The 14,749-nt window shown below is 69.0% G+C and carries 13 protein-coding genes; 1 reads left to right on the plus strand and 12 read right to left on the minus strand.

Annotated features, from left to right (window positions below):
- Positions 1–367: 367 nt before the first annotated feature.
- From KGA66_RS02405 to KGA66_RS02415, 3 genes are all read right to left on the minus strand, one after another.
- Positions 368–829 (minus strand): hypothetical protein, encoded by a 462-nt coding sequence (locus KGA66_RS02405; RefSeq protein ID WP_211463983.1) that lies wholly within the window; start codon positions 827–829, stop codon positions 368–370.
- Positions 829–1,242, minus strand: coding sequence for a RelB antitoxin-like protein (locus KGA66_RS02410; RefSeq protein ID WP_211463985.1), 414 nt, complete (start codon positions 1,240–1,242; stop codon positions 829–831). The genes KGA66_RS02405 and KGA66_RS02410 overlap by 1 nt, the downstream gene beginning before the upstream one ends.
- A gap of 243 nt (positions 1,243–1,485) precedes the next feature.
- Positions 1,486–2,346 carry a helix-turn-helix transcriptional regulator gene (locus tag KGA66_RS02415; RefSeq protein WP_211463987.1) on the minus strand — a complete coding sequence of 287 codons (861 nt, stop codon included), beginning with the start codon at positions 2,344–2,346 and terminating at the stop codon, positions 1,486–1,488.
- A 135-nt stretch (positions 2,347–2,481) separates the two neighbouring features.
- On the opposite strand from KGA66_RS02415, the gene KGA66_RS02420 reads away from it, so the two are divergent.
- Positions 2,482–3,375: an NAD-dependent epimerase/dehydratase family protein gene (locus tag KGA66_RS02420; protein WP_211463989.1), complete on the plus strand. Its 894-nt coding sequence runs from the start codon at positions 2,482–2,484 to the stop codon at positions 3,373–3,375.
- 252 nt (positions 3,376–3,627) lie between these two features.
- Here the strand turns inward: KGA66_RS02420 and KGA66_RS02425 are convergent, their stop codons facing one another.
- From KGA66_RS02425 to KGA66_RS02465, 9 genes are all read right to left on the minus strand, one after another.
- Positions 3,628–4,167 (minus strand): RBBP9/YdeN family alpha/beta hydrolase, encoded by a 540-nt coding sequence (locus KGA66_RS02425; RefSeq protein WP_211463991.1) that lies wholly within the window; start codon positions 4,165–4,167, stop codon positions 3,628–3,630.
- Between the two features lie 2 nt (positions 4,168–4,169).
- Positions 4,170–5,885 (minus strand): chloramphenicol-biosynthetic FADH2-dependent halogenase CmlS, encoded by a 1,716-nt coding sequence (gene cmlS / locus KGA66_RS02430; RefSeq protein WP_211463993.1) that lies wholly within the window; start codon positions 5,883–5,885, stop codon positions 4,170–4,172.
- A 52-nt stretch (positions 5,886–5,937) separates the two neighbouring features.
- The gene (locus KGA66_RS02435) at positions 5,938–6,585 is read right to left on the minus strand and encodes an LbetaH domain-containing protein (protein ID WP_211463995.1); all 648 of its coding nucleotides are present in this window, start codon (positions 6,583–6,585) and stop codon (positions 5,938–5,940) included.
- A complete protein-coding gene (locus KGA66_RS02440; RefSeq protein WP_211463997.1) occupies positions 6,582–7,973 on the minus strand; it encodes a long-chain fatty acid--CoA ligase in 1,392 nt (463 codons plus the stop codon). The genes KGA66_RS02435 and KGA66_RS02440 overlap by 4 nt, the downstream gene beginning before the upstream one ends.
- Positions 7,973–8,671, minus strand: a complete 699-nt coding sequence (locus KGA66_RS02445; protein WP_211463999.1) for an SDR family NAD(P)-dependent oxidoreductase — start codon at positions 8,669–8,671, stop codon at positions 7,973–7,975. Before KGA66_RS02445 ends, KGA66_RS02440 begins: the two co-directional genes overlap by 1 nt.
- Positions 8,668–9,042 carry a hypothetical protein gene (locus KGA66_RS02450; protein ID WP_211464001.1) on the minus strand — a complete coding sequence of 125 codons (375 nt, stop codon included), beginning with the start codon at positions 9,040–9,042 and terminating at the stop codon, positions 8,668–8,670. Before KGA66_RS02450 ends, KGA66_RS02445 begins: the two co-directional genes overlap by 4 nt.
- Before the next feature lie 70 nt (positions 9,043–9,112).
- Positions 9,113–10,402, minus strand: a complete 1,290-nt coding sequence (locus KGA66_RS02455) for an MFS transporter (RefSeq protein ID WP_211464003.1) — start codon at positions 10,400–10,402, stop codon at positions 9,113–9,115.
- The gene (locus tag KGA66_RS31345; RefSeq protein WP_211464005.1) at positions 10,399–12,870 is read right to left on the minus strand and encodes an ATP-grasp domain-containing protein; all 2,472 of its coding nucleotides are present in this window, start codon (positions 12,868–12,870) and stop codon (positions 10,399–10,401) included. Before KGA66_RS31345 ends, KGA66_RS02455 begins: the two co-directional genes overlap by 4 nt.
- 99 nt (positions 12,871–12,969) lie before the next feature.
- Positions 12,970–14,229, minus strand: coding sequence for a condensation domain-containing protein (locus tag KGA66_RS02465; RefSeq protein ID WP_211464007.1), 1,260 nt, complete (start codon positions 14,227–14,229; stop codon positions 12,970–12,972).
- Positions 14,230–14,749: the final 520 nt, after the last annotated feature.

The raw sequence follows: 14,749 nt of genomic DNA on the forward strand, positions 1-14,749 counted from the left end.
GTCGTGGTCAGGCTGCTGCGTAGGTGACCTCGGGTTTGTGGAAGAAGGAGATCACGCGGGTGGGCTGCTTCTGGAGGCGGTGTAGGTGGGCTCTGATGGCGGCGGCCATGGCGAGCCGGTTGCGGGGTGCTGTCTTGTTCGCGACCTCGCGGGGGCGGCGCGGAGGGCTGGGAAGCCGTCAACGGAGACGAAGGCGCAGGTGACGGTCACAGGCGATCGTTTCCACAGTCCTCCGGAGGCGGGTGCGCGCGTTCGAATCGCGCCGGGGGCACACAGCGTCAAGAGCAAAAACGGCCCCTCACCAGCGTGAGGGGCCACTTTCGTATGCTTGGGATCCTGACGCCATCTGCCAGGACCGTCGCGGCGCCTACCGACCGGACTGGTCGGCCGGAACGCTGGGCCGTTCGCCAGTGGTCAGCCAGTGTTGCCAGATCGCCACTGCCTCAGCCTGTGTCAGGCCGATCAACTCCGGCTGGGTCATCCCCACCTTCGTGAGGAGGTTTCTGGCGAGCTTGGCGTCGACAGACGGGCCTTCAGCTGGATCCGGGCCGGGGAGGGTCGGCCGTTCGGGACCCACTCCGTGATCGACTGCATCCCAGAACTGAGCTTCCGTAACTTGAAGTTGGTCACGCAAGATATGAGCGAACAGGTCACGGTCAGCAATCTGACCGGCTCCGTGCGAGACTCGAGTCATGAGGCGCTCGCCGGTAGGGGTGGTTATGACATATCGGTGATGGTCGCCGGTACGCTTCGACGACAGCTTGTCCTTGTCATCCCAGCCCTCTACTTCGACGAATTTCCGAAGCTGCGCGAAGGTGGGCAGGCGCACTACTCCTCCCCGAAGGCGTGCCGAAGCAACTCTGCGTCGTCGGAGAGCTGAACAAGGTTCACCAGGCCCCAGTTCTCGGCATGATTTGGGTAGTGGCGTAGATCCTCGACCCAGGTTTCCGCGTAATCGCGCAGTGCAGCGACGAACTCGCTGGCCGCTGCTTCGAAGTCGGCGCCCTGCGCGCTAACCGGGAACCCAGGCAGCCAAACGCTTACCGACTGCTCTCCGAAGCGGATTTGAGGATCGATCGGGCACGAGCTGCGCAGAAGTCGCTTGAGCGAATCAAGCCGAACCATCGCTACCGCGGGATCATCTGACCGCTGCACAACTGCGGGAACGCCGCTCTGGGCAGAGTCGTACAAGTCCTTCAAATGGTCGCGAGCATCGGCCATCTTGTCGAAGGTAAGTACCATCGAGACTCCTGCCTCCGTGTACATGACAGCCACAATGTACATCATGTACATGAGCGATGGCCACCCCAAGTCCCGACCTTGCTGGCGAGACCTACGCGCCCGCGGTCCGCCGGTGATCGCTCGTCCCTGTCGGGCGGCAACGGCTGAGTGTGGATGCGGCGCACCAGCCCGATGGCCTCCTCGGCAGTGCCACCGTCCGGGACGAGAGCGAAGTATTTGCTGTTGCAACAACTCCTGTCCTGGTCAACGGACCTCGCCCTCGGCGAAGGTCTCCCGGCCCAGGACACACAGCAACTCGAGCTTGCCGGCGCTCTCGGTGCCGGGCCGCGCCGTGTAGAGCACCAAAGACTGCTCCCCCGAGGACGAGGCGGAGAGCAGCACCTCGCACTCCAGCGTGATCGGGCCGACGTGGGGGTGGACGAACGTCTTCGTCAAGCTGCGTATCACCGCGACGTCGTGCCGATCCCACAGTTCACGGAAAGCGGCGCTGGCCTGAAGCAGGTCGCTGATAAGCGCATTGACCTCGGCGTCGTCGGGACGGCGGGCGTGGACGGCGCGCAGATCGGCCACGTGGTTGGCCATCAGCCTGGGCAGTTGCTCCTTGAGCACCGGCCGCGACTGCGTCTCGGTGAACAGCAACCAGATGGCGTTGCCGGCGCGGCCGGGCAGAACGGGCCCGCCGAACAGCGCCTCCGCCACGGCGTTGCGCGCGAGCACCTGACCGGTGTCGCTGATCACCTGCGCGGGCGCGTCCACCAAGCGGTCCAGGATGAGCAGCAGACCCGGCGGCACGTGCCGGCTCGCCGTGCCGCGCGCCCGGGTCGGATAGCCGGCCAGGCGATACAGGTAGTCGCACTCGTCGTCGGTCAGCCGCAGAGCGCGGGCCAGCGCTCCGATCACCTGCTCGGAGGGCCGGGCGCCGCGCTGCTGTTCCAGACGCGCGTAATAGTCGACCGAGATCCCGGCCATCTGGGCCACGTCCTCCCGACGCAGGCCGGGGGTGCGCACCCGGGCGCGCGGCGAAAGGCCCACCGAGGACGGATCGATTCGCTGCCTGCTGCGCCGCAGGAAGTCGGCCAGTGCCGCGAGATCAGACCGGTTCACCCGATCATTCTCGCGCGGGGCCCGGACGGTAGCCAGGTACTGCCAGTCCGTGGCTAAGCCGGCCTCTGCAATCCGGCCGGGCGGCGCGCCAGGCTGGCTTGTGCAAGCTGAACGGAGCGGGAAACGGAGCACGACATGGTGAACGAGACGATCCTGGTGACGGGCGCGACCGGACAGGTCGGCAAGCGGCTGGTGCCGCGGCTGCTGTCCTGGCGCGAAAACGGCGACCAGATCAGGGTGCTGGTGCGCACGCAGCAGGCCGCCGAGCATTTCGCGAACCTGGGCGCGCTGCCCGTGGTCGGCGACCTGCTTGAGGCCGAGGATCGCAAGCGGGCGCTGGACGCGGTGACTTCGGTCGTCAACAACGCCGCGACCTTCCGCGGCCCGGAGGTGAGCGACGCCGACATGTTCGCGGTGAACCGGGACGCGGCCGTCGCGCTGGCCGAGGAAAGCGCCCAGGCCGGGGTGCGCCGCTTCGTGCAGGTGAGCACGAACCTCGTCTACGGTCCGGGCATCGGCCGACCCGTGCGCGAGGACGACGAACTGCGCGCGGTCGTCACGCCGCAGCAGCGCGCATACCCGGCGAGCAAGCGGGAGGCCGAGGAGCGGCTGCGCGAGCTGAGCGGGGAATCAGGGCTCGACATCGTCACGCTGCGCCTCGCCTTCGTATACGGCGACCGCGATCCGCACATCGAGAACATCCTGCCGCGCTTCAACGCAGCGGCGGCGAACGAGCCGATGGCGATGGTGCATCACGCGGACGTGGCCCAGGGAGTGCACCGTGCTCTCAGGGTCCTGCCGTCAAAGCAGAGTTCCTACCGCGCGTACAACATCTGCGGTGACGCAGTCTCGACGGTGTTCGAACTGCATGAGCTGGTGGGGCGCAGCATGGACCTGGCCGCGGCCGAGGGCAGGACCGCCGCGGATCCCTGGTATGGCGTGCCGGACACCACGCGCGCGTACCGCGAACTGGGCTTCCGCCCGATCTATCCGAGCGCAAGGGCGGCCTGGCGGGACGGCGCGCTGTAGGCCGTCTCCGGTCTACCCTCACGCGCCTTTCGAACGCGCCGAACACTCAGCGGCACCTTCATCTTCTCCTCAGGTCAAGGCATCGCTGGCTGCTCGTACCCGATCAACGGCGGGCCGGTCACGACAGTCCACGCCGCCAACTGTCAATCCCGCGGTTCCCAAACACGACGGCCGGTAAGCGGACGCCACCGGCCGTCGTGTGCTGTCCTGCGAAGACGGCGTGACCACGCCGGATTCACTTCTCGGCGGCTCTCAGCTCAGGAAATGCTCGCTGAACAGCGACCAGCCCTCGGGCCAGTTCCCGAGCCCCGAGCCGGCGTTGAGGTGTCCCTTGCGGCCGACGTTCACCAGTGCGGCGCCGAACAACTCCGCGTTGGCCGCCGCGCTTTCCATGGAGCAGTAGGGATCGTCCTCGCTTGCGACCACCAGGCAGGGGAAGGGCAGCCGGCCGTGGCGGGCCGGGTCGAAGCCCACGGCCGCACTCGGGAACGCGGGACCGCGCGCGTCCGGCACCGCTACCAGGAAGGCGCCGACGATCCCGGCGTCCTGATGCTGCGCGGCCCATTCGGCCACGAGGGTGCAGCCGAGACTGTGCGCCACCAGGATCTTGGGGCCCTCGATCTTGCGCAGGGCGTCGTCGAACTCCTCGACCCAGGTATCGCGCACCGGCGCGTCCCAGGAAGCGTGCTCGACCCACACCGAGTCGGCCACCCGGCCGCGCCAGTGCGACTGCCAGTGCTCGGGCCCGGAGTTGTCGATGCCCGCGAGGAAGACGTACGTCAGGGACTGCATGATCAGACCTCGTATTCCGTGCCCACACCGTCGAAGCGCAGGCGGTCCTGGATGAACACGCGCCGGTCGTCCTTGTCGTAGCCGGTGAGCAAGCCGGCCTCCATCAGCCGGATGACGATCTGCGAACTCGACTCCTGCATTCCGGCGTCGTTGAGCTGCTTGATCAGGTTCTTGTAACCCACGTTCTCCTTGGCGACGAGCTGGAAGATCTCCCGGTGCCGCTCCTCCAGCGGGTACTTGATCATATCGAGGCCGTCCTCGTTGGCCAGCACCTTCTTGCTCTCCAGGCGGAAGGAGAGCGGGTCGACCTTGAAGTACGGCTTGAGCAGGACCTCCTCGCCGGTCCAGGCCAGGCGCGTGATGCGGTTGAGCCGCTTGGTCAGATCGCCGATCCAGCGCACCCGCGCGCCGTTCAGTTCCTGGTCGGCGAACTCGTCGGTCAACTCCTTGCGCTGGTGGCGTCCGATGGCGATCATCGTGGCCGCGCGGTCGTGGAAGCCGGCCACCGAGGCGTCGGGATGCCGCGCGTCGCCCGCGACAAGCCGGTCGAACCACTTCTTCCGGTTGAGCCGCTCGTCGTCGGACTCGCTGATCCTGCGCTTGAGCCAGAACTCGGACTCGGGCTCGGTGAAGGAGGCGAAGGTGTAGAAGGACGCGAGGAACTCGTGGTACTGCTCGTAGGTCTCGCGGTAGCTGCGGTTGTACCACGCGTGGACCGCGTCGAGTTCGTCCTCGGCGTGCGTGATCCGGTCGATCGCCGACGCCGCGCACACGGCGGATTGGGTGGCCAGGTGGACGCCCTGCGAGAAGAGCGGGTCGGTGAAGCAGGCGGCGTCGCCGACCAGGAAGTAGCGGCCGGCGGAGAAGTGCTCCGAGTCGTACGACCAGTCGTGGACGATGCGCACCTCGTCGATCATCTCCGCGGCGCCGAGGATGGCGGCGGCGCGGGGCGCCTTGGCGAGGGTCTCGCGGTAGAAGCGCTCCGGGCCGAGTTCCTTGACCTCTGCCGACTTGGAGCGGTCGACCACCAGGCCGACGCTGTAGACGTCGCCCTTCTGCGGGATCATCCACACCCAGCCGTCCTCGAAGGTGATCGAGTACGTCGTGCCCCTCAGGTCGCCCTCGAAGGGATCGCGGCACTTGAAATACGACCAGACGGCGAAGTTGCGGTAGAACTCGTCATAGCGGCGGACCTTGAGCTGCCTGGCCAGCGGGCTGCCCGAGCCACCGGCGTCGATGACGAAATCGGCCACGACGCTTCGGGTGGCCTCGTCCTGGCGGAGCGTCAGCGCCACCCGGTCGGCGGCGCTGATGTCCACGTCCGTGACGGCGGCGCCTTCGTGCACGACGATCCCGCGTTCCCTGACCTCGTCGACGAGGAGCTGGTCGAACTCCTCGCGCTTGACCTGGATCGCGTGGTCGAAGACCCAGGGCGCGCTCTTCGGCGTGGCGAAGGAGAAGGTCCAGGGCGCCTGGTCCTGACCCCAGAGGAAGGTCGCGGAGGGCTTCGGCACGAACCCCGCGGCGTCGATCCGCTCCTGGAGGCCGAGGCGGTGCAGGATCGAGAGCGTTCCCGGCAGGAAAGACTCGCCGACGCGGTAGCGCGGGAACCGGCCCTTCTCGAAGACCTCGACGTCATGGCCCAGCTTCTGCAGGGTCAGGGCGGCCACGCAGCCACCCGGGCCGGCGCCGATGACGGCGACCTTCGCTCGTTTCATCACTGGTGTCCTTCTCTTCGGTGTTCGTGCCCTTGTACTCCCGGCCCGGCGTTCATCGGGAGGCGGGAGAGATGGGCAGTGCCTTGATGCGGTTCGGGAGCAGGTAGGTGTGGCCGCTCGGAGCGTCCTCGAACACGGTGATGCCGGCCTGGAACCTGCTTGAGCTGCCGATCACGACCTCGGGGACGAGCGTGCAGCCCAATCCGAAGAAGTTGTCGTCGCCCACTGCGACGCTGTTGCCGCAGTGGAAGTTCGGCGAGAGGAAGTTGTTGGAGCCGAGGTGCGAGTGGTTGCCCACGGTGCAGTGGTAGTTGATCACGTTGAACCCGCCGAGGCTCACGTTGACGCCCAGGTAGCAGTGCGGGCCGATGACGTTGCCGGGCCCGGTCAGCTGCGCCGGGTCGACCCGGGAGCTGGGGTGGACGACGTTCTCGGCGAGCAGGCCGCGCCCCACTATGTGGCGGTCGATGATCTCGCGCCGCGTCGCCGGGTCCGCGACGGCGAGCACCACGGGCGTGCCGGCCGGCAGGTCGCAGGTGTCCAATTCGGCGCACCGGCCGGCGGGGACCTGCACCTGCTCGCCGGGCACGCTCAGGTACCGCTCGACGCGAAGGCCGCCCCTCGCGGCGAACGCGTCCTCGACGTACCGGGTGATTTCGAGGGCGAATTTACCGGCTCCGATCAGCGTCAGTCCCGTCACGGCACGATCCGCTTCTTCTTGAACCGCTCCGAGACGGTGACGGCGTCGACCAGGTTGACCTTCGTGGGGATCTTGAACGCCTCCAGCTTTCCGGTGAGGAATTCGACCACGTGCTTGCGCATCTGCGCGCGGGTCGGCTCGCCGCGAGGGATGATGTCCGCGCACACCGACTGTCCCGTGATGGCGTTGGGCGTGCCGTACACCACGCAGTCGGCGATCAGCGGGCTGGAGAGCAGGACCGACTCCAACTCCAGCGGCAGCACCTTCTGCCCGCCCACGTTGATGACCTCCTTCGCGCGGCCCTTGATCCTCAGGTAGCCGCCCTCGTTCAGCTCGACGAGGTCGCCGGTGCGGAACCAGCCGTCCTCGGTCAGGCTGTCGCCCGGATGGTTGAGGTAGCCGAGGAACTGCGTGGAACTCTTGAGCTGGAGTTCGCCGTCGACGATCCGGTGCTGGACGCTCGTGTCCTCGATCCGGAAGTACGTGCTGCGGGACGACTCGCTGGTGGTGGTCGAGATCCCGGTCTCGCTGGTGCCGAAGGTCTGCAGCAGCCTGGCGCGCGGGAAGGCGGCGCCCACCCGCTTGAGCAGTTCCTCGGGCATCGGCTCCGTGCCGTAGCTGATCAGGCGCAGGCTGCTCAGATCGTGCTTCTCGTGGAAGCCGCCGATCAGGATGAGGTTGAGGAAGGTCGGGCTGGTGGGCAGCAGCCGGATGCGGTGCTCCTCGATCAGGGCGCAGATCTCCTCCGGGGTGCGGCGGCGCGGCACGACCACCGTGCCGCCGACGCGCACCGCGCCGAGCAGTGAGTTGATGCCGCCGATGTGGTCGAAGAGCAGGAACATCAGGATGCTGGAAGGCCTTCCGCCGCCGCGCGCCCGCCTGCCGAGCTTCTCCTCGACCAACGCGTCGAGGTCGTGCAGGATCGCCTTGGGCACCCCGGTACTGCCGCTGCTGAGCAGTACCAGCCCGGAGGCGCCGCGGTCGGCGAGGCGGGAGTAACGCTCGCCACGGTCCGCTGCGGCGCCGGGCACGGCCTCGATCGTCACATCGGGTGCCTCGTCCGCGGGCTCCGTGTCGTGCGACACCCTCAGGATGTGGCGTGGATCGCAGGACTCGATGACCGTGGTGAGGGTCGTCCCGGTGAGGGAGACGACGGGGATGACGACGTTCCGGTTGAGGTGCAGCGCGAACAGCGCGGCGATCGACGCGAAGGAGAAGTCGCCGTTGAGGACCACGGCGTCGTGCGGTCGCACGCCGTGCGAGTCCAACTCCTTGAGTAGTCGCCGTATCCGGTCGGCGAGTTCGGCGTAGCCGTGCCTCGCCTCGCCGTGGACGACCGCCACCCGGTCGCCGAGTTCGTCGAAGCTGTCGAGCAGTTCGCTGCCCATCAGTGGACCCCTCCGAGGAAGAGCGTCTCTCCGGTGATGAACCCTGATTCCCGCGAGATGAGGAAATCGACGGGGCCGACGATGTCCTCGACCGTGCACATGCGCTTGAACGCCTGCCGCTGGATCAGCACGTCGATCTTCTCGGCCGGCACGGACCGGGTCAGGACCGTGTGTACCGGCGGCAGGCCGATGCCGTTGACCCGGATCGGGAACTGCGCCAGTTCCTTGCTCATCACGCGGGTCAGCTGCTCGACCGCGGCCTTGCTGGCCGAGTAGAGCAGCTGTCCCTCCAGCGCCCACGGCACGGCGACCGTGCTGACGTTGAGGATCGCCGGGGCCGGCTCCTCGCTCTTGCGCAGCAGTTTGACCGTCTCCCGGCAGCAGTCGAGAACCGCGAAGAAGTTCACCTCGAACATGCGGCGCGAGGTCTCGGCCGGTGTCGTCATGAAGTGGTTCATGCTCGCCGTGCCGGCGTTGTTGATCACCGCGTCGAGGCGTCCGTGGTCGGCTCGGATCGCCCGGCACATGGACTTGATCGCCTTGACGTCGGTGACGTCGGCCGCGTGGTGCACGTACTGCGGGTGCTCGATGGTCGCCGGCCTCCTGCTGCACCCCACCACCTGATGGCCGCGGCCGAGCAGGTACTCGGCCAGGGCCCTGCCGATACCGGTCCGGGTGCCGGTGATCAGGACGATCATTCCCCGGGTCCGCCCGCAAGGCCCTGCGCCGGGATCGCGTTCCCCGCTTCAGTGCCCTGCTCGTCGGGTTCCCCGTCCCGGGCGAGCGCGATCTCCTCCTCGATGAAATCGATCAGCCTGCGGCCGCTGCTGAACGGGCTCACCCTGCGCGAGACGGCCTTCTCGGAGGTCAGCGAGATTTCGACGTCGAATTCGTCCTCCAACGCCTCCTCGACCAGGACGAGGAAGTTCACCAGGTGCATCGAGTCGAAGACCCCTGCCTCGCCGTACAGGCCGACTTCCAGCAGGTTCTCCGTGGGGATCTTCTCGTCCCGCCGTTCGTTGAGCTCGTCCACGACGTTCACGAGCAGGGCGAGGAGCTGGTCCCGCATAGCTGTGCCTTTCTTCGGTCCGGGGACGCGGTGAGCGTATGTAAGGGTTCTACTGTCTGCATCAGGGTTCTCAATGCGAGCCGGCCGCGGCGGCCTGCTCGGACTCGGACTCCCGCGGCGCTCCCGGCGGTGGCTCGAGCCGGCCGAGCCGGGCGCCGAGCACCGTGACGGCGAGCGCAGTGCACACGAACACCGCGGCGAGCGCGATCAGCCCGGTGGTGCGCCGGCTCAGCAGGAGCGCCAGCAGCACGGGGCCGACGATGCCGGCGGCCGAGGTGCTGAGGTTGAACACGGACAGGTACTCGGTGCGCCGCGCCTCGGGCGCGTGGCGGAACGACAGTTCCCACCCGCCGGCCCCCTGGAGCAGCTCGCCGAAGGTGAGCACCGCGGTCGCGGCTATCAGCAGGATGATGGTCAGCCAGCGAGAGGAGTGCGTCGTGGCGATCAGCAGCAGGCTGAACGCGGCCAGGGCGAGTCCCGACCTGCGCAGGGCGCGGATGCCGTCCCGGGTGCTGTTGACGTTCTTGGCGACGTGCACCTGGAAGACGATCGCCAGCACGGTGTTGACCACGAACAGCGCGCTCAACAGGCCGACGGGTGCGTTGGTGGACTGCACGATCCACAGCGGCAGCCCGATGCCCAGCAGCACCGTGTGCAGGAACAGCGCGCCGTTCACGAGCGTCAGGCCCAGATACGGGCGGTCGCGGGCGACGGTGAGCAGCCCGCCGAAGCGGCGGGTCTGCGTCGGCCCGGCGGTGATGACACCCACCTTGAGCAGGCCGAACACCGCCGAGGAGGCCAGGCAGCACCCGGCGCCGACCAGGAGGACCGCCCGGAGCATGCCGGTGCCGCCCACGGCGAGGAACGGCGCGGCCGCGAGTATGCCCAAGGACATGCCGACGTTGATCACCGAACTGATCAGGCCGAGCGTGCGGGTGCGGTCGGCCTCGCCCACGACGGCGTTCACCAGCAGCTGCACCATCGGGAAGATCGGTCCCTGCGAGATCGTGAACAGCGAGGCGAACAGGGTGAAGGCGACCATGCCGTGCGCGAAGGCCAGCGACGCGAACCACAGCGCCCTCCACACCTGGAGCAGCCGCAGCAAGCGCCGCGGTCCCCAGCGGGTGGCCAGCATGCTCACCGGCACCGTGGTCACGAACCCGACCAGGCTGGCGATCGTCAGTCCGGCGCCGACCTGCGCGGCGCTCAGGCCGATGCCCTTGACGAAGTAGACGGTGCCGCCGGCCAGGTAAAGCCCGCTGCTCGACGCATAGACCACGACCCCGGCGGCGATGATCCGGCCGCCCTTGCTCGGCAGCGCGTAGTTGCCCAGCAGGCGCCGCATGACCTCGCCTCTCATGCCGTCCCTCCGTCGTGGCCCGCCGGCTCGAGTTCCACCGCGACCAGCGCCGCCGCCCGGTCCAGCACGACCTGGCACTCCTCTGGCGTCTCTCCGGTGACCAGCAGCGCGGCCAGCCGCGGCACGACGCCGCGCGGCGGCAGCAGCAGCCGCGCGCCCGGCTGGGCCAGCCGCACCACCTCGGCCACCCCGGGCACGGCCGCGGCGGCAGCCGTGTCCAGGGAACGGACCACGCAGTCGCGGTCCGGGTAGAGGAAACGCACCTCGGCGCAGACGTCGCGCTGCTGGCGCAGGTCGGGCTCCCGGCCCAGGGCGAGGTCCACCGCGGCGGCGGTCAGATCGATCCCGGTGGCCAGCGACCCCAGGTGCGGGATGAAGTCGCCGCCGAGGCGGCCGTTGAGTTCCACGAGCCGGGGGCCGGCCGCGGTGAGCCGCACCTCGGCGTGGGTGACGCCCATGGTGACGCCGAGCGCGCGGTGCGCCTCGACGACGAGGTGGGTGAGTTCGTCCGCCCACGGTTCGTGCCGCCACCGCGAGACCAGGTGGCCGATCTCCTCGAAGAAGGGCTCGAAGCCGAGCCGTTTGCGGGCCACGTTCACGGGCTGAACCTCGCGGTCGCGCACGACGCTGTCGACGCTGACCTCGGGGCCGTCGAGGAACTCTTCCAGCACCAGACCGTCCAGCGGCTCGATGCCGGGGAACACCGCTTCGGCGGCGTAGTGGTACAGCGCGCGCAACTCGTCCGGTCCGTGCATGACGACCACGCCCGCGCTGCCCGCCAGTGAGCGGGGCTTGACCACGACGGGGTAGCCGATGCTCTCGGCCGCGCGCAACGCCTCCTGCTGCCCGTGCACGTGCGCGAACTTCACGCCCGCGACGCCGGCCGCGGCCAGCAGCCGCCGGGTGGAGAGCTTGTCGCGGCAGTTGCGCGCCGCGAGCAGGGACATGTGCGGCAGGCCCAGACGCGAGGCGGCTTCGGCGGTCGCCTCCAGCAGAACCTCGTCCCACGTCAGGAGACCGACGCGGCCGGGGTGCGCGGCGCAGGCCCGCGCGGCCGCGGCGGCGGTCGCGTCCGGGGTGTCCTGCGGCATCCGGTGGCAGCCGGCCAGGTAAGGCTGCTGCCAGCTCGGTTCGGCGGTGGTGACCAGTGCCACGTCGGCGCGGGCGGCGGCCGCGGCGAAAGCGTACTCGCGGTAGGGCCGCCCGCCGCTGCCGACGAGGACCACGAGGCCGCGCGCCGACTCGTCGATGCTCGTACACCGATATTCGAACGCTGTCGCGGTGCGCTCCACGGCGGCCTGGACCTCGGCCGTGCTCGCGCCCCGGAAACGGAACCGCGCGCCCGCATGCTCGTAACCGGGCAGGTCGTCGAGGGTCTGGCCGACCAGGGGCACCCGCTCGGCGTAAGGGCCGCCGTCGGTTCCCACCTGCGGGTCCGCCGCCGTGACCCGGCAGGGCCGGGCCGCCGGGGTGGGCACCAGCAGCCAGCCGCCGCGCTCCACGGACGGCGGTTCGCCGGCTGCCCGGGCGGCCGCCGGCAGCGGCGCGCCGATCTGGAGGGCGAAGGCCGCCTCCATCAGGTCGATTCCGTGCACCTCGCGCCACACGAAGGGGACCTCCGCGCCGCCCGGGCGTGCGCCCACCTCCAGGACCTGAAGTTCGGGGGCCGAGTCCGGGCCGGATCGGAAGAGTTCGAGGTGGAACACGCGCGGCCCGTCCGAAACGGCGCGCAGGACTTCAGCGGTGAACGCGCCGACGGCCTTGAGGAGCCGGGGATCGTCCAGTTCCACCGAGCCGAGCGGCGCGCCCGCGGTGAAACCGAGGCAGGTGTTGAGATAGCGGGAGGCGCGCCACGCCCCCAGCCCCGTGCCGTGGTACACGCCGTCGACGTGCAGCACCTCGTGCGGGAGATACGGCTGGACCAGCATCGCCAGGTCGGGCGGGAAGCTGTACGCGGCGAGATCGGCTTCGGAATCCAGGCGCGCGACGCCCGCGCTCGCGGTGCCTCGCAGCGGCTTGACCAGGACCGGCCACCCGTGGGCGGCGGCGAAGGCGCGTACCGCCTCGTGATCCGGCGCGGGCCCGGTCGCCGGGACGGGAACACCCGCGGCGGCCAGGCGCCGGGCCATGACGAGCTTGTCGCGGAACGGGGCGAGCCCGGCCAACCGCTCGCCCGGGACGCCGAGTTCCTCGCGCAGTTCCGCGGCCATGTCCAGGTCGACCTCGTGCAGCGCGACGACGCGGGCGGGCCGGCCGCGCTCCTCGATCAGGGAGCTGACGGCGGCCCGGACCTCCTTGCCGTCCTCGGTGCTGTGCACGGTCCGCACCGCCGCGGGCGCCTCGGGCAGCGAGCCCGCGGCGCGGCGTGTCGTCACATAGCTGACCCGATGGGCGCCGTGGTCCACGTAGGAGCCGTAGTTCGCGTACCGGTCGGCCCATCGGTGCAGGACGATGAGGTGTTCTGGCACTTCCCCTCCCAGAGCGGCGGATGTGTCGATGGACTGCCCGGCGAGGATGTCGCGGGCCTGCGACGCAGCGGTCGCGGAACGCAGGGAACGCGCGCGGCCCTACGACTCCTCGGCCGGTTCGGCGTCGGCGTCGGCCAGAACCAGGACGTCCTCAAGAGCGCGCAGCAGCCCGATGACCCCGTCGAAGCCGGTGGAAGTGGAGTTCTCCCGCAGAGTGCAGGTGAGCGTGTCGCCGTCCTGCGCCTGGAGGTAGAGGGGCGCTCCGATGTTGCGCCCCGCGGTGCCCGACTCCATTTCCCGCCGCGGGATCGTCTGATCCTTCTGATATTCGCCGAGGTAGTTGAAGAAGTAGCGGAAGAAGCCGCTGACCGATCCTTCGAAGGAGCCGTTCACGGTGCCGTGGTAGCCGTGCAGGGCGCCCTCCTCGAACACGTCGTCCACGTTGTAGGCGGCGTGCTTGTACGAGCGCAGGCTCTCCCAGTGGACCCGCGTCGCGAACGCGCCGAACTCCTCGTCCGGATCGACGGCCACGAGCAGCGGGATGATCTGGGTCTGGGCCGCGACCAGTCTCTCCCAGCGCGGGTCGCTGCGGTTGTTGGCGTACACGGCGACGAGCAGCTTCCGCTCGCCGCTCTGCCGCGCCAGCGCCATGCAGTAAGCCGCGACCAGTACGGACGGGACCGACACGTTCAGCCGCTTCGCGAGCCGGTGCGCGGCCGCGGCCGCCTCCTGGGAACTGTGCCGGGCCCAGCGGCTGGTGACAGGGCTGGGCCCGGTGTCCCGCGCCATCGGCGGAGCGGCCAGGAAGATCTCCCGCCAGTACCTGCGCGCCGACGCGCGGCGATTCTTGCGGGCGTCGGACCACTGCTCGACGGCCAGTTCCCGGCAGTTCGGCGCATCCTCGGGCAGTGGCCGGCCGGCCAGCAGCGCCAGGAACTCCTCGTGCAGCTGGTTGATCGCCCATGCGTCCACTGCGATGTGGTGGTAGCAGATCACGAGTTGCGACGGGACCTGCCGCGCGGTGACCAGTCGCGCGCGCCACGGCCGGTCCGCGGACAGATCGAACGGCTCGGCGGCCAGTTCCTCCGCCACCTGCGCGGCATCCGCCTCGACCGTCTCCAGGCTCACCGCGGCGGGATCCTGGACCACCTGCGTCAGCCCGTGCTCACCGCGCTCCTCGTAGCAGGTGCGCAGCGACTCGTGGCGGCGTTCGAGGTCTTCCAGCGCGTGTTCGATCTCTTCTTTGGCGGCGTCGCGCGGCAGGGCCCATATCTGCGGTAGATTGCAGGCCGCTGGTGGAAGTTTCGCGATGGAACGCCACAGGGACAGTTGGCCGAAGGTCGCACGTTCGCGGCTCACAACACGTTCTTGCATGATCTCGCCTCGCTCAAAGGGATCCGGCGCTCACGGGGCGGAGAGGCAACGCGAAGAAAAGAGCAGGCCCCCCACTCGTGATCTTTCGGTGAAACCCGTGCTCGATTGCGTTCGAGCACGTCGCAGTACATTGTCCGCACGACCGGCGGCGGTCCTTCACGCGGGCGAGCGCTCCGCCCGAAGTCGCCGACGGTCTCGAGAAGCACTGGTGAGCGGTCTTTCCGTATCCCCCTTTGAGCACGGTCGGATGGCTCCCGCGGTCTACCGGACACACGGGTGGCGCTGCGAGTTTCAATAGGGCAAGGTGCGCAGAACTCGGCGATCCGGCGTCGACGGCAGATTGCCTGGAAGAGCGTGCGGAAAGGCATCGCGGCAGGTAGACCTCCGCGTTACGTCGAGGTTAGCGGGTGGAAGCACACTGGTACAACGATCGTCCACATTTCGAACCTGGATCAACCGGCGTGTATCACCGGCTGACCCCTGAGGCAACGGGCGGCGGCGGGTG

Origin of the sequence: Actinocrinis puniceicyclus (assembly GCF_018283645.1) — a bacterium.
GTDB classification, from domain to species: Bacteria; Actinomycetota; Actinomycetes; order Streptomycetales; family Catenulisporaceae; genus Actinocrinis; species Actinocrinis puniceicyclus.

Excerpts from the sequence above, each read along its gene's own strand:
- cmlS (WP_211463993.1), bottom strand. The coding sequence starts at position 5,885 with ATGAAACGAGCGAAGGTCGCCGTCATCGGCGCCGGCCCGGGTGGCTGC.
- KGA66_RS02455 (WP_211464003.1), bottom strand. The coding sequence starts at position 10,402 with ATGAGAGGCGAGGTCATGCGGCGCCTGCTGGGCAACTACGCGCTGCCG.
- KGA66_RS02410 (WP_211463985.1), bottom strand. The coding sequence starts at position 1,242 with ATGGTACTTACCTTCGACAAGATGGCCGATGCTCGCGACCATTTGAAG.
- KGA66_RS02425 (WP_211463991.1), bottom strand. The coding sequence starts at position 4,167 with ATGCAGTCCCTGACGTACGTCTTCCTCGCGGGCATCGACAACTCCGGG.
- KGA66_RS02450 (WP_211464001.1), bottom strand. The coding sequence starts at position 9,042 with ATGCGGGACCAGCTCCTCGCCCTGCTCGTGAACGTCGTGGACGAGCTC.
- KGA66_RS02420 (WP_211463989.1), top strand. The coding sequence starts at position 2,482 with ATGGTGAACGAGACGATCCTGGTGACGGGCGCGACCGGACAGGTCGGC.
- KGA66_RS02445 (WP_211463999.1), bottom strand. The coding sequence starts at position 8,671 with ATGATCGTCCTGATCACCGGCACCCGGACCGGTATCGGCAGGGCCCTG.
- KGA66_RS02440 (WP_211463997.1), bottom strand. The coding sequence starts at position 7,973 with ATGGGCAGCGAACTGCTCGACAGCTTCGACGAACTCGGCGACCGGGTG.